Raw genomic sequence first — 21923 nt, 5'->3', positions numbered from 1 at the left:
ATTCGTGCCGCGCTTCACGCGCTGCGAGGGTTAAGCCTGGGCTGCCAGGCTCACTTCTTTTGCCACCCGTTCCGTCGCATCCGGGATAGCCGTCGCGCGCGCGCGTTCTGCCATCTCCAGTAATACGTCTCTGTTCCAGCCCGCCAGGGTGGTGGCGACCGCGTCGGCGGTAAATTGTGGCTGCTCAAAAATTTTCGCCGCGCCAGCTTTCTCAAGCGGCAGCGCATTCCAGTACTGCTGTCTGTCTTTGTGCTGGAACGGCACAAACAGGGCGGGTAAACCGGCGGCGGCGATTTCGCTTACCGTCAGCGCACCTGAGCGACAGACCACGACATCGGCCCAGGCGTACGCTGCGGCCATGTCATCAATAAATTCGGTAACTCTATGCTGCGGCTGCCCCGCCTCGGCGTAAGCCTGCTCAACGATCTGCTGAGCACCTTTTCCGCTCTGATGCCAGAGGGTTACGGCATCCCCCAGCTTCGCAGCAACCTGCGGCATCGTCTGGTTTAAAATGCGTGCGCCCTGAGAACCGCCGACGACCAGCACGCGAACCGGCCCTTCACGGCCCATCAGGCGAGCATCCGGCAACGGTAGCGCCAGCACGTCAACACGTACCGGGTTACCAACCACGTCCGCTTTAGGGAACGCCCCGGGAAACGCCTGCATGACTTTGGTAGCGATTTTCGCCAGCCACTTGTTGGTCAGACCGGCAATACCGTTCTGCTCATGCAGCACGACGGGAATACCTAACGACCATGCTGCCAGCCCACCAGGACCAGAGACATAACCGCCCATGCCCAGCACTACATCGGGCTTAAAGCGCTTCATGATGGCGCGCGCCTGACGCCAGGCGTTAAAAATCCGCACCGGAGCCAGCAGCAGCGCCTTAACGCCTTTGCCACGAAGGCCAGAAATACGGATAAAGTCGATCTCGATACCGTGCTTCGGTACCAGGTCGGCTTCCATGCGGTCTGCGGTTCCCAGCCAGCGTACCTGCCAGCCCTGATCCATTAAATGGTGCGCAACCGCCAGTCCCGGGAACACATGTCCGCCGGTACCGCCTGCCATCACCATTAACCGCTTCGGTTGATTCATCGTGAACCTCGAGTAAACGCCTGAGCTTTTTGCAAACGCGTTTCATAATCTATGCGTAACAAGAACATGATGGCCGTCGACATAATCAACAGACTGGAACCACCATAACTGATCAACGGCAACGTCAGACCTTTGGTCGGCAGCATACCCGCTGCGGCCCCGACGTTTACCAATGCCTGGAAGCTAAACCAGATACCTATTGAACAGGCCAGGAAACCTGAGAAGCGGTGATCGATCTCCAGCGCTTTCCGGCCGATGGACATGGCGCGGAAAGCGACGAAGAATACCATTAATAACGCTAATACCACACCGATATAACCCAGTTCTTCCGCAATAATGGAGAAGATGAAGTCAGTGTGCGCTTCCGGTAAATACTCCAGTTTCTGTACCGAATTACCCAGCCCCTGCCCCCAGACTTCACCGCGGCCAAAGGCCATCAGCGACTGCGTCAGCTGATAACCGCTGCCGAATGGGTCTTCCCACGGGTTCCAGAATGAGGTGACACGGCGAATACGGTAAGGCTCGGCGAGGATCAGCAGCACAACCGCCGAAATGCCCATCCCGATGATGGCGATGAACTGCCACAGCTTCGCACCCGCCAGGAACAGCATGGCCAGAGTGGTGACAAACAGTACGACAACGGTACCCAGGTCAGGCTGCGCCAGCAGTAACACCGCCAGCACCAGAATCACGCCCATCGGTTTTAAGAAGCCGCGCAGGTTATTACGCACTTCATCCACTTTACGCACCAGGTAGTTAGCCAGGTAGCAGAACAGAGAGAGCTTGGTAAATTCCGCAGGCTGAATACGCAGCGGACCAAAGGCAATCCAGCGTGATGCCCCGTTCACGGAGCTCCCCACCACCAGTACGATCAGCAGCATAATGATCGAGGCAATCAGCATCGCCGTACTGTGCCGCTGCCAGAACTCCATTGGCAGACGCAAGGTGACCAGCGCCAGACAGAACGCCAGGATGATGTACAGGCCATCACGCTTGGCAAACAGGAAAGGATCGTTCGCCAGACGCTGCCCGACAGGCATTGAGGCTGACGTCACCATAATAAAGCCGACCGCCGCCAGCCCCATGGTGAGCCAGAACAGCGTGCGGTCGTACATGATCAGGCTGTCGTTATCTTTTTGACGAGAGCCCATCACCCAGCCTTTGAGTGCCGCAAACAGCCATGCCAGGATCCCAAATCCTGGCAGGCGCGGCATTTTCAGGCGAGGGAGAGATAAACGCATTAGCCTAACTCCTTCGCCAGGCGGGTAAAGACATCACCACGCTGTTCGAAATTCTTGAATTGATCGAGGCTGGCACACGCCGGAGAGAGCAGCACCATATCGCCTGGCTTCACGCGAGGGGCAATCAGCCGCATCGCCTGTTCCATGGTTTCGGTTTGCTCTGCAACGTCAGGACGCAGTTCAGCCAGCTCGCTGCCGTCACGGCCGAAGCAGTACAGGCGGATGTTATCTCCCAGGAGATACGGCTTCAGGGAGGAGAAATCGGCTGATTTACCGTCGCCGCCCAGCAGTAAATGCAGAGTACCTTCAACGTGCAGGCCGTTCAGCGCGGCCTCCGTGCTTCCCACGTTGGTGGCTTTGGAGTCGTTGATCCAGCGCACGCCGTTGTGCTCCAGCGCCAGCTGGAAACGGTGTGCCAGACCAGAAAACGTGGTTAACGCTTTCAGGCTGGAGGAGCGCGGCAGCCCTACTGCATCCGCCAGCGCCAGCGCCGCCAGGGCATTGGTATAGTTGTGCTGACCAGAGAGCTTCATCTCTTTCACATTCAGCACTTTCTCACCCTTCACGCGCAGCCAGGTTTCGCCCAGTTGGCGGTTCAGGTGGTAATCACCCATGGTGATACCGAAGCTAATACAGCGATCGTCTGCACCACGCACCGGCATGGTCAGCGCGTCATCGGCGTTAACAACGCAGACTTTGGCATTTTCATAAACGCGCAGCTTAGCGGCACGGTACTGCTGCAGGCCAAATGGATACCTGTCCATATGATCTTCGGTCACGTTAAGGATCGTCGCAGCGGCAGCATGCAGGCTGGAGGTCGTTTCCAGCTGGAAGCTCGAAAGTTCAAGGACATACAGCTCACAGCCTTTGTCCAGCAGCATCAGAGCAGGTAAACCAATGTTACCGCCAACGCCGACATTCATGCCCGCAGCTTTCGCCATTTCTCCCACCAGGGTGGTGACGGTGCTTTTACCGTTAGAACCGGTAATCGCAACAACGGGTGCCTGCACTTCGCGGCAGAACAGCTCGATATCACCGACAATCTCAACGCCTGCATCCGCGGCAGCGCTCAGTGAAGGATGCGCCAGCGCCATACCCGGACTTGCGACAATCAGATCGGCTGCCAGCAGCCAGTCATCATTCAGACCACCAAGGTGGCGTTCAACCTGTTCCGGCAGTTTGTCCAGGCCCGGCGGAGAGACACGCGTATCCATCACGCGCGGCGTTACGCCACGTGCGAGGAAAAAGTCCACGCAGGAAAGCCCCGTGAGGCCTAACCCGATGATAACGACTTTTTTACCCTGGTAATCTGCCATGATTAACGTACCTTCAGCGTTGCCAGGCCAATCAGGACCAGCATCAGCGAAATAATCCAGAAGCGCACAATCACGCGCGGCTCCGGCCAGCCTTTCAGTTCATAGTGGTGGTGAATGGGCGCCATACGGAAGATGCGCTGACCGCGCAGCTTGAAGGAGCCGACCTGCAAAATCACCGACAGGGTCTCAACCACAAACACGCCACCCATGATCACCAGCAGGAACTCCTGACGCAGCAGCACGGCAATGATGCCGAGCGCACCGCCCAAAGCCAGTGAACCAACGTCACCCATAAACACCTGGGCCGGATAGGTGTTGAACCACAGGAAGCCCAGCCCCGCACCGACAATCGCCGTACAGACGATCACCAGTTCACCCGCGTGACGCAGATAAGGGATGTGCAGATAGTTAGCAAAGTTCATGTTACCGGTCGCCCACGCCACCAGTGCAAAACCGGCGGCCACAAAGACGGTTGGCATAATGGCCAGGCCATCCAGACCGTCAGTCAGGTTGACGGCATTACCGGTGCCCACAATCACAAAATACGCCAGCAGGATGTAGAACAGCCCCAGCTGTGGCATTACGTCTTTAAAGAACGGCACGACCAGCTCGGTAGCTGGTGTGTCTTTACCTGCCAGATACAGCGCAAAGGCCACGCCCAGCGCAATGACCGACATCCAGAAATATTTCCAGCGCGCGATCAGGCCTTTGGTGTCTTTGCGTACGACTTTGCGGTAATCATCAACAAAACCGATGATCCCGTACCCCACCAGTACCGTCAGTACACACCAGACGTACGGGTTGGACGGATATGCCCATAACAACACGGAAACGACAATTGCGGTCAGGATCATGATCCCGCCCATAGTCGGCGTACCACGCTTGCTGAAGTGCGATTCCGGACCGTCGTTACGCACAACCTGACCGAAAGAAAGTTTTTGCAGACGGGCAATCATGCGCGGGCCCATCCACAACGAGATGAACAGCGCAGTCAGCAGGCTGACGATGGCGCGAAACGTCAGATACGAAAAGACGTTAAAGCCTGAATAATATTTGACCAAATGTTCGGCCAGCCAAACTAACATGTCCCGTTCTCCTGTAATGCGTGCACAACCTCTTCCATGGCGGCACTACGTGAACCTTTCACTAACACTGTCACAATTTGTTTTTCTGTAATTAATGCCTTAAGGCGCTCAATCAACGCGCCTTTATCGGCAAAATGTTCGCCTACGCCGCTGGCCTGGCTAATCGCCTGGCTCAGTTTTCCTGCGCTCAGCACACAGTCCAGCCCCGCCGCTTTCGCCGCTTCACCGACCTGGGTATGACAGGCTTCACTTTCGTCGCCCAGCTCGGCCATATCACCGACCACCATGATGCGGTAGCCCGGCATTTCAGATAACACCTGCACCGCCGCCGTCATTGAGCCAACGTTCGCGTTGTAGGAGTCATCCAGCAGCAGTTTGTTTTCAGCAAGGTGGATTGGGAACAGGCGCCCCGGCACGGCTTTTAAATTTTCCAGGCCGTTTTTAATCGCCTCATGCGATGCGCCCACCGCCGTCGACAGCGCCGCCGCCGCAAGGGCATTGGCAATGTTATGGCGGCCCGGAAGCGGTAACAGCACATCTACGCCACCCGTTGGGGTAGTGAGCGTGAATTCCGTACCCTGCGACGTCACATGAATATTGGTCGCGGTAAAATCACTGTTGGCTGCATTCGGCGAGAAGCGCCAGGTTTTACGCGAGCCAATGATGCTCTGCCAGTTCAGCCAGTCATTGTTATCGGCATTCATAATGGCAATACCGTCAGCGGGGAGACCGGTATAGATCTCACCTTTCGCTTTCGCCACGCCTGCCAGCGAGCCAAAGCCTTCCAGATGCGCAGCCGCCAGGTTATTCACCAGCGCCGCTTCAGGGCGAGTCAGGCTTACGGTCCAGGCGATTTCGCCCTGGTGGTTTGCCCCTAACTCAATCACAGCGAATTCATGCTCTTTGGTCAGGCGAAGTAATGTCATCGGCACGCCGATATCATTATTGAGGTTGCCCGCGGTATAAAGCGTATTACCGCACTGGCTGAGGATCGCCGCCGTCATCTCTTTCACAGACGTTTTGCCTGATGACCCGGTCAGGGCGACGACACGCGCAGGCACCTGCTGGCGAACCCAGGCGGCCAGTTCACCGAACGCGAGACGCGTATCTTTCACCACAATTTGCGGCAGATCGGTATCGAGCTTGCGGCTGACCAGCAGCGCACCAGCGCCGTTCTCTTTGGCGTTATCCGCAAAATCGTGCGCATCAAAACGCTCGCCTTTTAGCGCCACAAACAGACAGCCGGCAGTCACTTTGCGGGTGTCCGTCGTCACCGCATCAATGGTCAGATCCTGACCGTGCAGCTCACCCTGCAGGATTTCAGCGGCCTTGCTTAACGAGAGGCTAATCATGCCACGACTCCCAGCAGACGTGCTGCCGTTACGCGGTCCGAGTAGTCCAGACGGCGATTGCCAACGATCTGATAATCTTCATGGCCTTTACCCGCCAGCAGGACAACATCATTCTCCCGCGCCTGCATGATGGTGTTAGTCACGGCTTCCGCACGGCCTTCCACCACGCGAGCGCGGCCCGCGTCCAGCATGCCCGCCAGAATGTCATTAATGATGGCGCGCGGCTCTTCCGTACGCGGGTTGTCATCGGTGACAACCGGAATATCCGCGAACTGCTCCGCAATGGCCCCCATCAACGGGCGCTTGCCTTTGTCGCGATCGCCGCCACAGCCAAACACGCACCAGAGCTTGCCGGTGCAGTGCAGACGCGCCGCTTCCAGCGCTTTTTCCAGCGCATCCGGCGTGTGGGCGTAATCGACGACAACGGTCGGTTTGCCCGGCGCGCTAAACACTTCCATACGGCCACAAACCGGCTGCAAACGCGCAGCGGTTTTTAGCAGCTCGGCCATCGGATAACCCAGTGCCAGCAGCGTCGCCAGCGCCAGCAGCAGGTTGCTGACGTTAAACGCGCCCATCAGGCGGCTTTCAATTTCGCCTTCCCCCCAGGAAGAGGCAAAGCGGATTGTCGCCCCGCTGTCGTGATAATTAACGTCAACGGCCTTCAGCCAGCGACCGTGGCAGTTCGGATTGATATGTTCTTCCATCGACACCGCAACCGCATCCGGCAGCTTAGCAAGCCAGCGGCGACCGACTTCGTCGTCGGCATTGATGATGGCTTGCCCGTAATGGTGAGTAAAGAACAACAGCCATTTCGCGGCTTCGTACTGTTCCATATCACCATGATAATCAAGATGATCGCGGCTCAGGTTTGTAAACACAGAGGCGGCAAATTTAAGGGCCGCTACGCGATGCTGAACCAGACCGTGCGAAGAAACCTCCATCGCCGCAAAGGTTGCCCCCTGCCCTGCCAGACCGGCAAGCACGTGCTGTACGTCAACCGCTGAGCCGGTGGTGTTTTCCGTCGGGCTCACTTTGCCCAGCAGGCCGTTACCCACGGTACCCATGACCGCGCCGGTTTCCCCCAGCAGCTGGGCCCATTGCGCCATCAACTGCGTGGTAGTCGTTTTTCCGTTTGTCCCTGTCACGCCAACCAGACGCAGCTGGTCAGAAGGTTCGTGATAGAAACGTCCCGCCAGTGCGGAAAGACGCTCGTTTAACTGGCTGAGATAGATGACCGGTACGCCGTGCATTTCACGGATCTCACCGTCGGTTGCCTCATCTTTGGCCTCAGCAATAATGGCAGCAACACCTTGCGCAATCGCCTGCGGGATATAACGACGCCCGTCCGCCTGATGACCGACCACCGCCACAAAAAGATCGCCAGAAGCAGCCACGCGGCTGTCCAGTACCATCTCTCGCAGTGCTCGCTCCGGTGCATTTGGCACCCACGGAGCGAGAAGGTCGCGCAAATTACGATCTGCCACCTGTACCCTCGCCTTGATTAATTACAAATTCACTTTTTTCGCCCGTCGCCAGCGCATCCGGTTCAATGTTCATGGTACGTAACACGCCGCCCATGATAGCCCCGAACACAGGCGCGGAGACGGCGCCGCCGTAGTATTTACCCGCCTGTGGATCGTTTATCACGACCACCAGCGCAAAACGCGGATTGCTTGCAGGCGCAACGCCTGCGGTATAGGCAATGTATTTGTTGATATAGCGGCCATCCGGCCCAACTTTTTTCGCCGTACCGGTCTTGATGGCGATGCGATAACCCTTGATTGCCGCCTTCACGCCGCCGCCGCCGGGCAGCGCCACGCTTTCCATCATATGAACAACAGTACGGACGGTCGATTCCGGGAAGATACGCTCACCGGGAACCGGTGGATCAACTTTGGTAATCGACAGCGGACGATAAACGCCATAGCTGCCGATCGTTGCGTAGACTCGCGCTAACTGTAACGGTGTCACCATTAGCCCGTAGCCGAAAGAGAAGGTGGCCCTCTCTATGTCAGACCACCGTTGTTTTTGAGGATATAAGCCACTGCGTTCTCCGACCAACCCCAAATTGGTCGCCTTTCCAAGCCCAAAACGTGAGTAAGTCTCTACTAACGCTGAGGACGGCATCGCTAACGCCAGCTTTGAAACACCGACGTTACTCGACTTCTGTAACACCCCGGTCAGGGTCAATTCGCTGTAGCGCGCCACGTCTTTGATTTCGTGGCCGTTAATTCGGTAAGGAATGGTATTCAGTACGGTGTTTTCATTGACGATACCGCGCTGAAGTGCAGTCATGACCACCATCGGCTTCACGGTCGAACCCGGTTCGAACACGTCGGTGATGGTACGGTTACGCATAACATCCTTCTGCGTACCGGTAAGATTGTTAGGGTTGTAGGACGGGCTATTGGCCATCGCCAGCACTTCACCCGTGTTGACATCGACTAACACGGCACTGCCCGATTCCGCTTTGTTGAAAGCCACGGCATTGTTCAGTTCGCGGTAAACCAGCGCCTGTAACCGCTCATCAATACTCAGTGCAAGGTTGTGTGCGGCCTGGCTGTCCGTTGAGGAAATATCCTCGATCACACGACCATAGCGGTCTTTACGCACAATGCGCTCACCGGGCTGGCCGGTGAGCCATTTATCAAAGCTTTTTTCAACGCCTTCAATCCCCTGGCTATCAACGTTTGTAAAGCCAATGAGGTGAGCAGTCACTTCGCCGGATGGATAGTAACGACGTGATTCCTCACGCAGATGGATCCCCGGTAGCTTCAATTTTTTGATGTAATCCGCCATGTCAGGGTTCACCTGACGTGCCAGATAGATAAAACGCCCTCTCGGGTTCGTATTCACGCGTGAAGCCAACTGATCCAGCGGCATCTTCAGCGCATCCGCAAGCGCCTTCCAGCGGTTATCAAGCGTGATTCCGCCAGCATCATGCAGTTCTTTAGGATCGGCCCAGATAGCCTTCACCGGCACGCTCACCGCCAGCGGACGACCAGAGCGGTCGGTGATCATCCCACGGGATGTCGACACTTCCTGGACGCGCAGAGAGCGCATATCGCCCTGGCGCACCAGCATGTCAGGGGCGACGATTTGTAGCCAGGCCACGCGTCCCAGCAGGAAACCCAGCGCCAGTAAAATGCAGCCGCAAAGCAACGCAAAACGCCAACTGATAAAGTTGGCCTGTTCTTCCTGACGTTTTGGTTTAAGCGTTTTTGCCGCTGCTTTCATGCGTCGCGATTTTCCTTATTTTTGTACTACGATATTTTCCTGGGAAGGATCAACATGCTGCAGTTGCAGCTTTTCCGTTGCGATCCGTTCAACCCGGCTGTGATCGCCGAGCGCGTTTTCTTCAAGGATCAGATTTCGCCATTCAATATCCAGCGCATCGCGTTCCAGTACCATCTGCTCGCGTTGCGCAGTCAATAAACGTGTATGGTGGGCTGTCGTCACCACCGTTACTGCCGTCACAATGATGCAAATGAACAAGCAGAGTGGCAGCTTCCCAAACCGCAAAAGATCGTCGCCGATCACGCCAGGCAAGGCATGGCGCTCGTTGCTTCCTAACGAATCCTTAACTTTGCTTAGGGTCTCTGTCACTCTGCTGATCATGCGTTCGTCCTCTCTGCAACACGCAGCACTGAACTACGGGCGCGTGGATTCTCTGCCACCTCTTCTTCGCCCGGCATCAACTTGCCTAATGCTCGCAACTGACGGCCACCCAGCTTCCTGAGTTGTTCTTCCGTCATCGGCAGCCCCGCTGGCACCTGTGGACCGCGGCTTTGTTCACGCATAAAGCGTTTCACAATGCGGTCTTCCAGCGAATGGAAGCTGATGATGGATAACCGCCCACCCGGGGCCAGCACGTCGAGCGAGCTTTTTAGCGCCAGCTCTATTTCCTCCAGTTCACTGTTTACCCAGATGCGAACCGCCTGGAAGGTACGGGTCGCGGGATGTTTGTGCTTATCCTTCACCGGTGTCGCAGCCGCGATAACCTCGGCTAACTCTTTGGTGCGGGTCATTGGCTCAATGCGGTTGCGCTCAACGATGGCGCGCGCAATACGTTTGCCAAAGCGCTCTTCGCCGAACGTTTTAATAACCCATGCAATATCCGCTTCGTCTGCGGTCTGTAACCACTCGGCGGCAGATTGACCGCGCGTTGGATCCATGCGCATGTCCAGCGGACCATCACGCATAAAGGAGAAGCCGCGCTCTGCATCATCAAGCTGCGGTGAAGAGACGCCAAGATCGAGAAGAATCCCGTCGATCTTGCCCGTCAGATCGCGCTCAGCAACATATTCCGCGAGCGCAGAGAAAGGTCCATGCACAATGGAAAAGCGTGGGTCATTGATGGTCTGTGCAACGGCAATCGCCTGCGGATCGCGATCGATTGCCAGCAGACGTCCTTCCTCTCCAAGCTGGGAGAGAATCAAACGCGAGTGGCCACCGCGACCAAAAGTGCCATCAATGTAGATGCCATCCGGACGAATATTCAGGCCGTTAACGGCCTCGTCCAGTAACACCGTCTTATGTTTATAATTTTCCATCATATTTATAGAGACAAGTCCTGCAGCCGTTCCGATAATGTCGCGGAATCAGACTGCTCAGCGTCGATATCTTCCTTGACCTGTTGATACCAGGTCGTTTCATCCCACAGTTCAAACTTGTTGAACTGCCCGACCAGCATCACTTCTTTGGTCAGACCGGCATGTTGCCGTAACACAGGTGCAATCAGTAATCGCCCTGCGTTATCCATCTGACATTCACTGGCATGTCCCAATAACAACCGCTGCACGCGGCGTTCCTGCGGGTTCATGCTCGACAGTCGCGACAGCTTTTGCTCAATAATTTCCCATTCAGGCAAGGGGTAAAGCAGCAGGCAGGGGGAGTTAATGTCAATGGTGCAAACCATTTGACCCGCAGCGTTCTCAATCAGCTGGTCGCGGTATCGGGTTGGTACCGATAAGCGCCCTTTGCTGTCGAGATTGACTAACGTAGCTCCACGGAACATGCCAGTCTCACCCCCCCTCACCACTTTAACCCACAAATTCCCACCTAAAGGAGTTTACGGAGCGAGGGAAAAGCTTGTCAAGCCAGGACTCTCCCTGTAGGGACCCGAAAGCCCTCTATTTACAGAGATAAACAGTCCTGGTTAATAACTGCACAACTGGCGAGGCAAAATTAACGTTATGAATATTTGTAAGAAAAAAACCGAATATGCACACTAGCGTTAAAGCTCACTCAATTTCATCGCAGATAAATATAAAGTGTCAGTTTGCGACGCGGGCAGCATTTTATGACAGATTCTCAGGGGATAACAGCGCCAGATTCACTCAGGCCCCCGGTAAACGCGGCGGTTGCCATGTTAGCTGTCAAAGGAGGAGGAAAAACGTCTGAATATTCATCGACCGGAGAGGGTTTGTAACAAAACAATACAAAAATAGCTGTTTTAAATTGCCCAGACGTTCTTTAAAGGACAATTTAGAAGACAAAATGAATTAAGGAAAATAGGTGATTATGAGCCCTAAGGAATTATCCTAATTTCTCTCCGGGAATTATCTACACGAATTATCGCGACAAAATGGGGGCAGATTTCGCCGCCCCGGTCATTTTCATTTTTGACGGCTTAAAATTCCGCGATGGTAGAGATTACGTTTGATGCGCGTCAGGCCTGGCTTCGGTTTACGGGGTTCATCCAGACTCGCCAACACAATCTCCAGTACGCGTTCAGCCACATCACGGTGACGCTGTGCTACCGCCAGCACCGGACACTGAAGGAAGTCGAGCAGCTCGTTATCCCCGAAAGTGGCAATGGCCAGGTCGGAGGGGAGTTTACCTTCACGACGCAAGGTCACATCCATCACACCCTGCAGAAGTGCAAACGAGGTGGTGAACAGTGCCTGAGGCATAGGGTGCGTTTCCAGCCATTTCTCGAACAGCTGAGCAGCGGCTTCACGTTCGTAGCTGTTGGCATAGAGATAGTGAACCTCGCGCGGATCGTCTTTCCAGGCGGTTCTGAATCCCTGCTCACGCAGGAAGCTCACAGAGAGTTCAGGCAATGCGCCAAGATAAAGCACAGTTTCCGCTGGGAACGTTCTTAGCTCCGCGGCCAGCATTTCTGCATCATCCTGATCGGCACCCACGACGCTGGTGAAATGCTCACGATCCAGCGCGCGATCCAGCGCAACGATAGGGAACGGGTCGTTCGCCCATCGTTGATAGAACGGATGCTCTGGCGGTAAGGAGGTTGACACGATAATGGCATCCACCTGACGCTGGAGCAGATGCTCAATGCAGCGCATCTCGTTGTCCGGCTGATCTTCCGAGCAGGCAATCAGCAATTGATAGCCGCGCTGGCGCGCCTGACGTTCAAGATAGTTGGCGATACGGGTATAGCTGGTGTTTTCCAGGTCCGGGATCACCAGACCAATAGAGCGGGTACGCCCGGCACGAAGGCCAGCTGCGACAGCATTCGGATGGTAGTTATGTTCACGAACCACCGCCATAACTTTTTCAACGGTCTTATCGCTGACACGGTACTGCTTTGCTTTACCGTTAATCACATAGCTGGCCGTTGTTCGTGACACGCCGGCTAGCCGGGCGATTTCATCCAGTTTCACAATTGCCCCTTAAAAAAAGAAAAGAGTCCATGGCCCTGTCAAGGTTATGGTTAAATCTTTTAACATCTAAACGCAGAAAAGCCTCCGCGGCAACCGCTTTTATCTGCGTTGTCGGCTGATTACACAAAAAAAAGCCCGGCTTTGGTGACCGGGCAGAAAGAGGCGAACCTTTTTGACAACTAACGCATGATTTTCTCGCCGCGTGACAGACCGACTACCCCCGATCTCGCCACCTCAACAATTTTTGCTACATCCCGCACGGACGCCAGGAAAGCATCCAGCTTGTCGCTCGTCCCGACCAGTTGAACGGTATAGAGAGAAGGCGTGACGTCGATAATCTGTCCGCGGAAAATATCCGCATTGCGTTTGACTTCTTCACGCCCGTAGCCGCTGGCCTGAATTTTCACCAGCATGACCTCACGTTCAACGTAGGCACCCTGCCCCAGCTCGCTCACGCGCAGCACGTCGACCAGCTTATGCAGCTGTTTCTCAATTTGCTCAAGCACTTTGGCATCGCCGACGGTTTGGATCGTCATACGCGACAGCGTTGGGTCTTCCGTCGGGGCGACGGTCAGGCTCTCAATGTTATAGCCGCGCTGTGCAAAAAGCCCAATGACGCGCGACAGTGCGCCAGACTCGTTTTCCAGTAAAACAGACAATATCCGGCGCATATCAGGTTCTCTCCGTTTTGCTTAACCACATCTCATCCATACCACCACCACGAATATGCATCGGATAAACGTGCTCGGTCCCATCAACAATCACATCCATAAAGACGAGGCGGTTGTTTTTAACGTGCTCAAGCGCTTCAGCGAGCTTCGTTTCCAGCTCAGCAGGGTCGGTCACACGCATGCCAACATGGCCGTAAGCTTCAGCAAGACGAACAAAATCCGGCAGCGATTTCATATATGACTGTGAATGACGGCCAGAATAGATCATATCCTGCCACTGCTTCACCATACCGAGATAGCCGTTATTCAGGTTCAGCACGAGAACCGGCAGTTCATACTGCAGCGCGGTAGACAGCTCCTGAATGTTCATCTGGATACTGCCGTCTCCGGTTACGCAGACGACGGTTTCATTCGGCAGTGCCAGCTTCACGCCAAGCGCGGCGGGCAGACCAAAGCCCATTGTTCCTAAACCACCTGAGTTGATCCAGTGTCGCGGTTTATCAAACGGGTAATACAGGGCGGCAAACATCTGGTGCTGACCCACGTCTGAGGTCACATACGCTTCACCTTTCGTCAGTCGCCACACCGCTTCGATGACCGCCTGCGGCTTAATGTTTTCGCTTTGCGTGTCATATTTCAGACACTGACGCGCGCGCCACCGATCAATCTGCTGCCACCAGTCGCGAATATCATCCAGCGGCTGGGTTGCGCTCTCCTGGGCCAACAGTTCCAGCATTTGCTCCAGAACCTGTCGGGCATCACCGACGATCGGCACATCGGCCGACACCGTTTTTGAAATGGACGTCGGATCGATATCAATATGCAGCACGGTGGCGTTCGGGCAATACTTCGCCAGGTTGTTGGTAGTACGATCGTCAAAGCGTACGCCAACGGCAAAGATCACATCGGAATGGTGCATCGTCATATTGGCTTCATAGGTACCGTGCATACCCAGCATACCCAACGCCTGACGGTGGGTGGCGGGAAACGCTCCCAGCCCCATCAGTGACGACGCAACTGGAAGATTGAGCTTTTCAATCAGTTCACGAAGCTGGACTTCACAGGCCGAATTGATCGCCCCGCCACCGACATAGACGACCGGTTTTTTGGCTGCCAGAAGTGTTTGCAACGCTCGCTTGATCTGACCTTTATGGCCCTGCGTTGTTGGGTTGTAAGAACGCATGCTCACCGATTCCGGCCAGACATAAGGCAGCTTGTTTGCCGGGTTCAGTATATCTTTAGGTAGATCGACCACCACCGGCCCCGGACGCCCGCTTGCCGCCAGCCAGAAGGCTTTTTTCAGTACGCCAGGAATGTCTTCGGTTTGCTTGACCAGAAAGCTGTGCTTCACAACGGGACGCGAAATCCCGACCATGTCGCACTCCTGAAACGCATCGTAGCCAATCAGTGAGGTTGCCACCTGCCCGGAGAGGATCACCAGCGGGATAGAGTCCATATACGCCGTTGCAATGCCGGTAATAGCGTTTGTCGCGCCGGGACCGGAGGTGACTAAGACCACGCCCACTTCACCCGTCGCACGCGCCAGGCCGTCAGCCATGTGAACCGCCGCCTGCTCATGACGTACCAGCACATGGTCAATGCCCCCTACCGTATGAAGCGCATCATAAATATCGAGGACCGCTCCGCCAGGGTAGCCGAACACTTGCTTCACGCCCTGATCGATCAGCGACCGAACGACCATTTCCGCGCCAGACAACATCTCCATGCTTTGCCTCCAGGCATTTTGTTATAGACGGACTGCCGAATTCATTTCCGCACCGTCTTACGATTGGGATGAGCCAATCTTATATTTTGCAGAGTGTTCTTTACCTTAACCGCTCGTTATGAGGCAGGCAATTAGCAAACTCGGGGAGATAAACGGTGCGTAAAGCAGAAAAAGCAGCGGTTAACAGAAGATATGGTTAATTCATCTGGTAATAGAGGATGGGATGATTAATCATCGCTGAAAAGCACGACAATGCAGGAAATCATCTATTTTTGCGCACCGGACAGCAGCCCGAAAAAAATCGCAACAGAATAAAATAGCAATTATCTAAAAAAACTCAGGATAAACCACATAAACCAGTGCAGTTTATCCTGATGCGTTTATCGGCGACAGATGCCAACCAGCAACTCTTCCATCCACTGGTGCCCTTTATCCCGACCCGCCGCTTCATGCCAGGAAAGGTAGCAGGTACGGCTATTTAGCTTGAGCGGCAGAGGCAGAATTTGCAGATTTAAGGATTCAGAAAACTCTTCTGCCAACCAGCGCGGTGCAATCGCCACCAGTTGCGTCTGGGAGACAACGTTTAATACGCTGACCATTGCCATCCCCTGATACGCCACGCACGCCTGTTTATCCGCAGTGTCATACCACGGCAGGCTAAAGGAAGCATATCTGTCGAGTGCAACAACAGCGTGCTGCTCGCTATAAACATCACCTTCTCGTAGCGGAGAAGTCAGGCGAGGATGTTTTTTACTGGCGACCAAAACCATTTCATCCTTAAAAACCGGCACGCAGGAAAACTCAGGTCGACGGAACTCTTCATATCCCAGGACAAATTCGATCTCCTGGTAGCGCAACTGATGTTCCGTGTTTTGATTGAGGGATGATTTAAAAACCAGATTGATATTTGGTGCGATCTCTTCAACTTTATTATAAATAATCGACGTTAAATAATTATCTAATGGGCTGCAGACGCAAAGATGAAAGACTCTCTCGCTGCTTAAGGGTTCAAAACCTGACCCCGGCAGCTCATTTTGTACCAGCTGCAGCGCCTGGCGGATTGAGCCGAATAACTGGAATGCACGCGCCGTGGGCTGGATCCCTCTCCCATAACGAACGAACAATTCATCGTTAAACATGACCTTAAGTCTCGCGACGGCATTACTGACGGCGGGTTGTGACATCCCCAACGTTTGTGCCGCACGGGTGATGTTCTGTTCCTGCATGACAGCATCAAACACCGTCAGAAGATTAAGGTCCACCGTACGTAACTGCGGCTTAATTCCATCAGCAGCTTGAGCTTGTTTAATATTATTTTCTGACACTTCAGACTCCACCGTCACGCTACACTCCCTTTGCCAACGTACTGTAATAATCGCGAAATATATGATTTATCATGCAAATATGACCAGCGAAAGAGAATTGTTTAAAATTCGGAATATATAAAGATGATAAAATAATGAAAATAAAAAGGCGTAAGTTATATGCTTAACTTTAGGATTAAGATGAAACCATAAACCAAGCAAATATACAATTCGTCTCTGGTTAATGATGACTTAAGTATTATTAAACTGTTATTGCTGACGCTCTACATTAAGTTAACAACCTGTTATCCCAATTCATTTTTTAGAGCGTCTAAAATGATTCATTGAACTTATAACTTAATGATATTAAAACCCTTTAAGCCTAAAGCATGTATGGCTACGTACATTGTTCAATTTAAACAAATTATATTTATTTATTTCTGCAACCTTTTTTCCAGTCCAAAATTAGACAATTCATCGGGTCGCAAAAGAGAAAACCAGCACAATTAGCTAAAGCCAAAAGTCTGCCTGTTCAGCCTGTCTGAGGCGTTTTTATCCTCAGGGGTTGACATGAACGGCCGTATCCAGTACCACTAAAAGCATATTGAATTTAACGGAGCACGATTCATGATTCGCACCATTCGTTTCACCGGTCTACTACTACTAAACGCATCCACTGTGCGCGGTAGACTGGCGGGCGAAATTCAGCGTTGAATCGTCACCAGTAAGACTAGAAACCCGCGCCACTGCGCGGGTTTTTTTATGCTCGTAGCAAGGCGCCCTAAGACTGACAAGGACCTAACCCATGAGCCAGCAAGTCATTATTTTCGATACAACTTTACGTGACGGTGAACAGGCATTACAGGCAAGCCTGAGTGTAAAAGAGAAACTGCAGATCGCGCTGGCTCTCGAACGTATGGGTGTCGACGTGATGGAAGTCGGTTTCCCGGTCTCGTCTCCGGGTGATTTCGAATCCGTCCAGACTATCGCCCGTACCATCAAAAACAGCCGCGTTTGTGGTCTGGCGCGCTGTGTAGAGAAAGATATCGACGTCGCGGCCGAATCGCTGAAAGTCGCCGAAGCCTTCCGTATTCATACCTTTATTGCCACCTCGCCGATGCATATCGCAACCAAATTGCGCAGCACACTGGATGAGGTTATTGAACGCGCGGTGTATATGGTTAAGCGTGCACGCAACTACACCGATGACGTTGAATTCTCCTGTGAAGATGCGGGCCGTACGCCAATTGACGATCTGGCGCGTGTCGTGGAAGCCGCTATCAACGCGGGCGCGAAAACTATCAACATTCCGGACACCGTTGGCTACACCATGCCGTTTGAGTTCTCCAATATCATTACCGGTCTGTATGAGCGCGTACCGAATATTGATAAAGCGATTATCTCTGTGCATACCCATGATGATTTGGGCCTGGCCGTTGGCAACGCCATCGCCGCGGTACACGCTGGCGCACGTCAGGTAGAAGGCGCGATGAATGGCATCGGCGAGCGCGCGGGTAACTGCTCGCTGGAAGAAGTGATTATGGCGATCAAAGTGCGCAAAGACATTATGAACGTGCACACCCGTATCAATCACAACGAAATCTGGCGTACCAGCCAGACCGTCAGCCAGATTTGCAACATGCCTATTCCTGCCAACAAAGCCATTGTCGGCACCGGCGCCTTCGCGCACTCCTCCGGTATTCACCAGGATGGCGTGCTGAAGAACCGCGAAAACTACGAAATCATGACCCCGGAATCCATTGGTCTGAACCAGGTGCAGCTGAATCTGACCTCTCGCTCAGGCCGTGCGGCCGTGAAGCACCGTATGGAAGAGATGGGTTACAAAGACAGCGAATACAACATGGATCAGCTGTACGACGCATTCGTGAAGCTGGCCGACAAAAAAGGTCAGGTGTTCGACTACGACCTGGAAGCGCTGGCCTTTATTAACAAGCAGCAGGAAGAGCCAGAGCACTTCCGTCTCGATTATTTTAACGTGCAGTCCGGCTCCAGCAATATTGCTACCGCCTCGGTCAAACTGGCCTGCGGTGATGAAATTAAAGCAGAAGCCGCTAACGGTAACGGCCCTGTCGATGCTATCTACCAGGCGATTAACCGCGTCACCGAGTACGACGTTGAGCTGGTGAAATATGACCTGACGGCCAAAGGCCACGGTAAAGATGCACTGGGTCAGGTCGACATTGTTGTTACCCACAATGGCCGCCGTTTCCATGGCGTGGGTCTGGCGACCGATATCGTCGAATCCTCCGCGAAAGCGATGGTGCATGTTCTGAATAACATCTGGCGCGCCGCCGAAGTCGAAAAAGAGTTGCAACGCAAAGCTCAGAATAAAGAGAACAACAAGGAAACCGTGTAATGTCGAAGAATTACCATATTGCTGTGTTACCGGGCGACGGTATTGGTCCGGAAGTGATGGCACAGGCGCTGAAAGTACTGGAAGCCGTTCGCTCGCGTTTTGCGATGAAAATCACCACCAGCCACTACGATGTAGGCGGTATTGCGATTGATAACCACGGTACGCCATTGCCGAAAGCCACCGTTGAAGGCTGCGAAAATGCCGATGCCGTCCTGTTTGGTTCCGTAGGTGGCCCGAAATGGGAGCACCTGCCACCAGCAGAGCAGCCAGAACGCGGCGCGCTGCTGCCGCTGCGTAAACATTTCAAGCTGTTCAGCAACCTGCGTCCGGCGAAGCTGTATCAGGGTCTGGAAGAGTTCTGCCCGCTGCGTGCTGATATTGCCGCCAACGGTTTTGATATTCTGTGCGTGCGTGAACTGACCGGTGGTATCTATTTCGGTCAGCCAAAAGGACGCGAAGGCAGCGGCCAGCATGAAAAAGCGTTTGATACCGAGGTGTATCACCGTTTCGAAATTGAACGTATTGCCCATATCGCGTTTGAGTCTGCGCGCAAGCGCCGCCATAAAGTGACCTCTATTGATAAAGCGAACGTGCTTCAGTCTTCCATTTTGTGGCGCGAAATCGTCAGCGAAGTCGCTAAGCAGTACCCGGACGTTGAGCTGTCGCACATGTACATCGACAACGCGACGATGCAGCTGATTAAAGATCCGTCCCAGTTTGATGTCCTGCTGTGTTCCAACCTGTTCGGGGATATTCTCTCGGACGAGTGCGCAATGATTACCGGCTCCATGGGCATGCTGCCATCCGCAAGCCTGAATGAAGAAGGCTTTGGCCTGTACGAGCCGGCAGGCGGCTCCGCGCCGGATATCGCAGGTAAAAACATTGCTAACCCGATTGCGCAGATCCTCTCTCTGGCCCTGCTGCTGCGTTACAGCCTGGATGCAGGCGATGCAGCAACCGCAATTGAAAACGCCATTAACCGGGCGTTAGAGGAAGGCGTCCGTACCGGCGATTTAGCACGCGGCACGGCGGCAGTCAGTACTGATGAAATGGGCGACATTATTGCCCGCTATGTCGCGCAAGGGGTGTAATCATGGCCAAAACGTTATATGAAAAATTGTTTGATGCGCACGTTGTCTACGAGGCCTCAAACGAAACCCCGCTGCTGTATATCGACAGACATCTGGTACACGAGGTGACCTCCCCTCAGGCGTTTGATGGCCTGCGCGCGCACAAGCGCCCGGTACGTCAGCCGGGAAAAACCTTCGCAACGATGGATCACAACGTTTCCACCCAAACCAAAGACATTAATGCGTCGGGTGAGATGGCGCGTATCCAGATGCAGGAGCTGATTAAGAATTGTAACGAGTTTGGCGTTGAGCTGTACGACCTGAACCACCCTTATCAGGGCATCGTCCACGTGATGGGGCCGGAGCAAGGGATTACCCTGCCGGGCATGACCATCGTCTGCGGTGATTCCCATACCGCGACGCATGGCGCGTTTGGCGCCCTGGCGTTCGGGATTGGTACTTCTGAAGTCGAACACGTGCTGGCAACGCAAACCCTGAAGCAGGGCCGCGCCAAAACCATGAAGATTGAAGTGAAGGGTAAAGCCGCACCGGGGATCACCGCAAAAGATATCGTGCTGGCGATCATTGGTAAAACTGGCAGCGCAGGCGGTACCGGCCACGTGGTGGAATTCTGCGGTGAGGCCATTCAGGCCCTGAGCATGGAAGGCCGTATGACCTTGTGCAATATGGCCATCGAGATGGGTGCAAAAGCCGGGCTGGTCGCACCAGACGACACCACCTTTGACTATGTTAAGGGCCGTCTGCACGCGCCGAAAGGCCAGGATTTTGACGAGGCGGTCGCGTACTGGAAAACCCTGAAAACCGATGATGGTGCCAGCTTCGATACCGTGGTTACCCTGCAGGCAGAAGAGATTGCCCCGCAGGTGACCTGGGGCACCAACCCGGGTCAGGTCATCTCCGTCAACGACAGCATCCCTGACCCGGCCTCGTTCACCGATCCGGTCGAGCGCGCCAGTGCGGAAAAAGCGCTGGCCTATATGGGGCTGAAACCTGGCGTTCCGTTGACCGACGTCGCCATTGATAAAGTCTTCATCGGCTCGTGCACTAACTCCCGTATTGAGGATTTACGTGCGGCTGCCGAGATTGCTAAAGGCCGTAAAGTCGCGCCAGGCGTACAGGCTCTGGTAGTTCCAGGCTCCGGTCCGGTGAAAGCTCAGGCGGAAGCCGAAGGTTTGGATAAGATCTTTATCGACGCGGGCTTCGAGTGGCGCCTGCCTGGCTGCTCCATGTGTCTGGCCATGAACAACGATCGTCTGAACCCGGGCGAACGCTGCGCCTCCACCAGTAACCGTAACTTTGAAGGCCGTCAGGGCCGCGGTGGGCGTACCCACCTGGTCAGCCCGGCCATGGCCGCCGCTGCAGCAGTCACCGGTCATTTCGCCGATATTCGCAGCCTGAAATAAGGAGACAATCATGGCAGAGAAATTTACCCAACATACGGGCCTGGTTGTCCCCCTGGACGCCGCTAACGTCGATACTGACGCCATCATTCCGAAACAGTTTCTGCAGAAAGTCACCCGCACCGGCTTTGGCGCACATCTGTTTAACGACTGGCGTTTCCTGGATGAGAAAGGTGAAGTGCCTAATCCGGAGTTCGTCCTGAACTTCCCGGAATACAAAGGCGCATCCATTTTGCTGGCGCGGGAAAACTTTGGCTGCGGTTCATCCCGTGAACACGCGCCGTGGGCCCTGACCGACTACGGTTTTAAAGTGGTTATCGCTCCGAGCTTTGCGGATATCTTCTACGGCAACAGCTTCAATAACCAGCTGCTGCCGGTGACGCTGAGCGATGCGCAGGTCGATGAACTGTTCGCACTGGTTCAGGCGAATCCGGGCATTTCATTTGAGGTGGATCTGGAAGCTGGCGTGGTGAAAGCCGGGGAGAAAACCTACAGTTTCAGCATTGACGCTTTCCGTCGTCACTGCATGCTGAACGGTCTGGACAGTATTGGTCTGACGCTCCAGCACGAAGACGCCATCTCAGCGTATGAGAAAAAACAGCCTGCGTTTATGGGCTAAAGGCAATGGCCCGCAGCGTG

19 protein-coding genes are annotated in these 21923 nt (G+C 54.2%); 5 read left to right on the top strand and 14 right to left on the bottom strand.

Annotation, left to right across the window (positions count from 1 at the left end; translation table 11 throughout):
- Positions 1-30 precede the first annotated feature (30 nt).
- The 14 genes from murG to leuO form a co-directional block, all read right to left on the bottom strand.
- Positions 31-1095 carry an undecaprenyldiphospho-muramoylpentapeptide beta-N-acetylglucosaminyltransferase gene (gene murG / locus E3U32_RS16615; protein WP_134349649.1) on the bottom strand — a complete coding sequence of 355 codons (1065 nt, stop codon included), beginning with the start codon at positions 1093-1095 and terminating at the stop codon, positions 31-33.
- Positions 1092-2336: a cell division protein FtsW gene (gene ftsW / locus E3U32_RS16610; RefSeq protein WP_134349648.1), complete on the bottom strand. Its 1245-nt coding sequence runs from the start codon at positions 2334-2336 to the stop codon at positions 1092-1094. The genes murG and ftsW overlap by 4 nt, the downstream gene beginning before the upstream one ends.
- Positions 2336-3652: a UDP-N-acetylmuramoyl-L-alanine--D-glutamate ligase gene (murD, locus tag E3U32_RS16605; RefSeq protein ID WP_134349647.1), complete on the bottom strand. Its 1317-nt coding sequence runs from the start codon at positions 3650-3652 to the stop codon at positions 2336-2338. Before murD ends, ftsW begins: the two co-directional genes overlap by 1 nt.
- A 2-nt stretch (positions 3653-3654) precedes the next feature.
- Positions 3655-4737 carry a phospho-N-acetylmuramoyl-pentapeptide-transferase gene (gene mraY, locus E3U32_RS16600; protein ID WP_008501985.1) on the bottom strand — a complete coding sequence of 361 codons (1083 nt, stop codon included), beginning with the start codon at positions 4735-4737 and terminating at the stop codon, positions 3655-3657.
- On the bottom strand, positions 4731-6089 hold the full coding sequence (gene murF / locus E3U32_RS16595; protein ID WP_134349646.1) for a UDP-N-acetylmuramoyl-tripeptide--D-alanyl-D-alanine ligase: 1359 nt from the start codon (positions 6087-6089) through the stop codon (positions 4731-4733). Before murF ends, mraY begins: the two co-directional genes overlap by 7 nt.
- On the bottom strand, positions 6086-7573 hold the full coding sequence (gene murE / locus E3U32_RS16590; RefSeq protein WP_134349645.1) for a UDP-N-acetylmuramoyl-L-alanyl-D-glutamate--2,6-diaminopimelate ligase: 1488 nt from the start codon (positions 7571-7573) through the stop codon (positions 6086-6088). Before murE ends, murF begins: the two co-directional genes overlap by 4 nt.
- Complete coding sequence (locus E3U32_RS16585) at positions 7560-9326, bottom strand: peptidoglycan glycosyltransferase FtsI (protein WP_029741225.1); 1767 nt, start codon at positions 9324-9326, stop codon at positions 7560-7562. Before E3U32_RS16585 ends, murE begins: the two co-directional genes overlap by 14 nt.
- 15 nt (positions 9327-9341) lie before the next feature.
- Entirely contained in the window at positions 9342-9707 is a 366-nt protein-coding gene (gene ftsL / locus E3U32_RS16580; protein ID WP_014830643.1) for a cell division protein FtsL, read from the bottom strand.
- Positions 9704-10645 carry a 16S rRNA (cytosine(1402)-N(4))-methyltransferase RsmH gene (gene rsmH, locus E3U32_RS16575; protein ID WP_134349644.1) on the bottom strand — a complete coding sequence of 314 codons (942 nt, stop codon included), beginning with the start codon at positions 10643-10645 and terminating at the stop codon, positions 9704-9706. The genes ftsL and rsmH overlap by 4 nt, the downstream gene beginning before the upstream one ends.
- 2 nt (positions 10646-10647) lie before the next feature.
- Entirely contained in the window at positions 10648-11106 is a 459-nt protein-coding gene (gene mraZ / locus E3U32_RS16570) for a division/cell wall cluster transcriptional repressor MraZ (protein WP_021240528.1), read from the bottom strand.
- A 601-nt stretch (positions 11107-11707) separates the two neighbouring features.
- Positions 11708-12715 carry a catabolite repressor/activator gene (gene cra, locus E3U32_RS16565; RefSeq protein ID WP_008501993.1) on the bottom strand — a complete coding sequence of 336 codons (1008 nt, stop codon included), beginning with the start codon at positions 12713-12715 and terminating at the stop codon, positions 11708-11710.
- A 179-nt stretch (positions 12716-12894) separates the two neighbouring features.
- Positions 12895-13386: an acetolactate synthase small subunit gene (gene ilvN, locus E3U32_RS16560; RefSeq protein WP_008501994.1), complete on the bottom strand. Its 492-nt coding sequence runs from the start codon at positions 13384-13386 to the stop codon at positions 12895-12897.
- Between the two features lies 1 nt (position 13387).
- Positions 13388-15112 carry an acetolactate synthase 3 large subunit gene (gene ilvI, locus E3U32_RS16555; RefSeq protein ID WP_134349643.1) on the bottom strand — a complete coding sequence of 575 codons (1725 nt, stop codon included), beginning with the start codon at positions 15110-15112 and terminating at the stop codon, positions 13388-13390.
- Positions 15113-15492: 380 nt separating this feature from the next.
- Positions 15493-16455: a transcriptional regulator LeuO gene (leuO, locus tag E3U32_RS16550; protein WP_286164376.1), complete on the bottom strand. Its 963-nt coding sequence runs from the start codon at positions 16453-16455 to the stop codon at positions 15493-15495.
- Between the two features lie 588 nt (positions 16456-17043).
- On the opposite strand from leuO, the gene leuL reads away from it, so the two are divergent.
- From leuL to leuD, 5 genes are all read left to right on the top strand, one after another.
- Complete coding sequence (gene leuL / locus E3U32_RS23910; RefSeq protein ID WP_071530973.1) at positions 17044-17130, top strand: leu operon leader peptide; 87 nt, start codon at positions 17044-17046, stop codon at positions 17128-17130.
- Between the two features lie 91 nt (positions 17131-17221).
- Positions 17222-18793, top strand: a complete 1572-nt coding sequence (leuA, locus tag E3U32_RS16540) for a 2-isopropylmalate synthase (RefSeq protein WP_134349642.1) — start codon at positions 17222-17224, stop codon at positions 18791-18793.
- Positions 18793-19884, top strand: coding sequence for a 3-isopropylmalate dehydrogenase (gene leuB, locus E3U32_RS16535; protein ID WP_047346341.1), 1092 nt, complete (start codon positions 18793-18795; stop codon positions 19882-19884). The genes leuA and leuB overlap by 1 nt, the downstream gene beginning before the upstream one ends.
- A gap of 2 nt (positions 19885-19886) precedes the next feature.
- Positions 19887-21287: a 3-isopropylmalate dehydratase large subunit gene (gene leuC / locus E3U32_RS16530; protein ID WP_134349641.1), complete on the top strand. Its 1401-nt coding sequence runs from the start codon at positions 19887-19889 to the stop codon at positions 21285-21287.
- A gap of 10 nt (positions 21288-21297) precedes the next feature.
- On the top strand, positions 21298-21903 hold the full coding sequence (gene leuD, locus E3U32_RS16525; RefSeq protein WP_134349640.1) for a 3-isopropylmalate dehydratase small subunit: 606 nt from the start codon (positions 21298-21300) through the stop codon (positions 21901-21903).
- Positions 21904-21923: the final 20 nt, after the last annotated feature.

Origin of the sequence: Lelliottia nimipressuralis (assembly GCF_004402045.1) — a bacterium.
Lineage (GTDB): Bacteria > Pseudomonadota > Gammaproteobacteria > Enterobacterales > Enterobacteriaceae > Enterobacter > Enterobacter chinensis.
Note: the sequence above shows the minus strand (reverse complement) of the source record. Positions and strands in the feature narration are given on the sequence as shown.

Coding starts and splice junctions, on each gene's coding strand:
- leuD (WP_134349640.1), top strand. CDS start 21,298: ATGGCAGAGAAATTTACCCAACATACGGGCCTGGTTGTCCCCCTGGAC.
- leuC (WP_134349641.1), top strand. CDS start 19,887: ATGGCCAAAACGTTATATGAAAAATTGTTTGATGCGCACGTTGTCTAC.
- ilvI (WP_134349643.1), bottom strand. CDS start 15,112: ATGGAGATGTTGTCTGGCGCGGAAATGGTCGTTCGGTCGCTGATCGAT.
- leuB (WP_047346341.1), top strand. CDS start 18,793: ATGTCGAAGAATTACCATATTGCTGTGTTACCGGGCGACGGTATTGGT.
- murG (WP_134349649.1), bottom strand. CDS start 1,095: ATGAATCAACCGAAGCGGTTAATGGTGATGGCAGGCGGTACCGGCGGA.
- murF (WP_134349646.1), bottom strand. CDS start 6,089: ATGATTAGCCTCTCGTTAAGCAAGGCCGCTGAAATCCTGCAGGGTGAG.
- ftsW (WP_134349648.1), bottom strand. CDS start 2,336: ATGCGTTTATCTCTCCCTCGCCTGAAAATGCCGCGCCTGCCAGGATTT.
- leuL (WP_071530973.1), top strand. CDS start 17,044: ATGATTCGCACCATTCGTTTCACCGGTCTACTACTACTAAACGCATCC.
- mraY (WP_008501985.1), bottom strand. CDS start 4,737: ATGTTAGTTTGGCTGGCCGAACATTTGGTCAAATATTATTCAGGCTTT.
- ftsL (WP_014830643.1), bottom strand. CDS start 9,707: ATGATCAGCAGAGTGACAGAGACCCTAAGCAAAGTTAAGGATTCGTTA.
- leuA (WP_134349642.1), top strand. CDS start 17,222: ATGAGCCAGCAAGTCATTATTTTCGATACAACTTTACGTGACGGTGAA.
- rsmH (WP_134349644.1), bottom strand. CDS start 10,645: ATGATGGAAAATTATAAACATAAGACGGTGTTACTGGACGAGGCCGTT.
- ilvN (WP_008501994.1), bottom strand. CDS start 13,386: ATGCGCCGGATATTGTCTGTTTTACTGGAAAACGAGTCTGGCGCACTG.
- E3U32_RS16585 (WP_029741225.1), bottom strand. CDS start 9,326: ATGAAAGCAGCGGCAAAAACGCTTAAACCAAAACGTCAGGAAGAACAG.
- mraZ (WP_021240528.1), bottom strand. CDS start 11,106: ATGTTCCGTGGAGCTACGTTAGTCAATCTCGACAGCAAAGGGCGCTTA.
- murD (WP_134349647.1), bottom strand. CDS start 3,652: ATGGCAGATTACCAGGGTAAAAAAGTCGTTATCATCGGGTTAGGCCTC.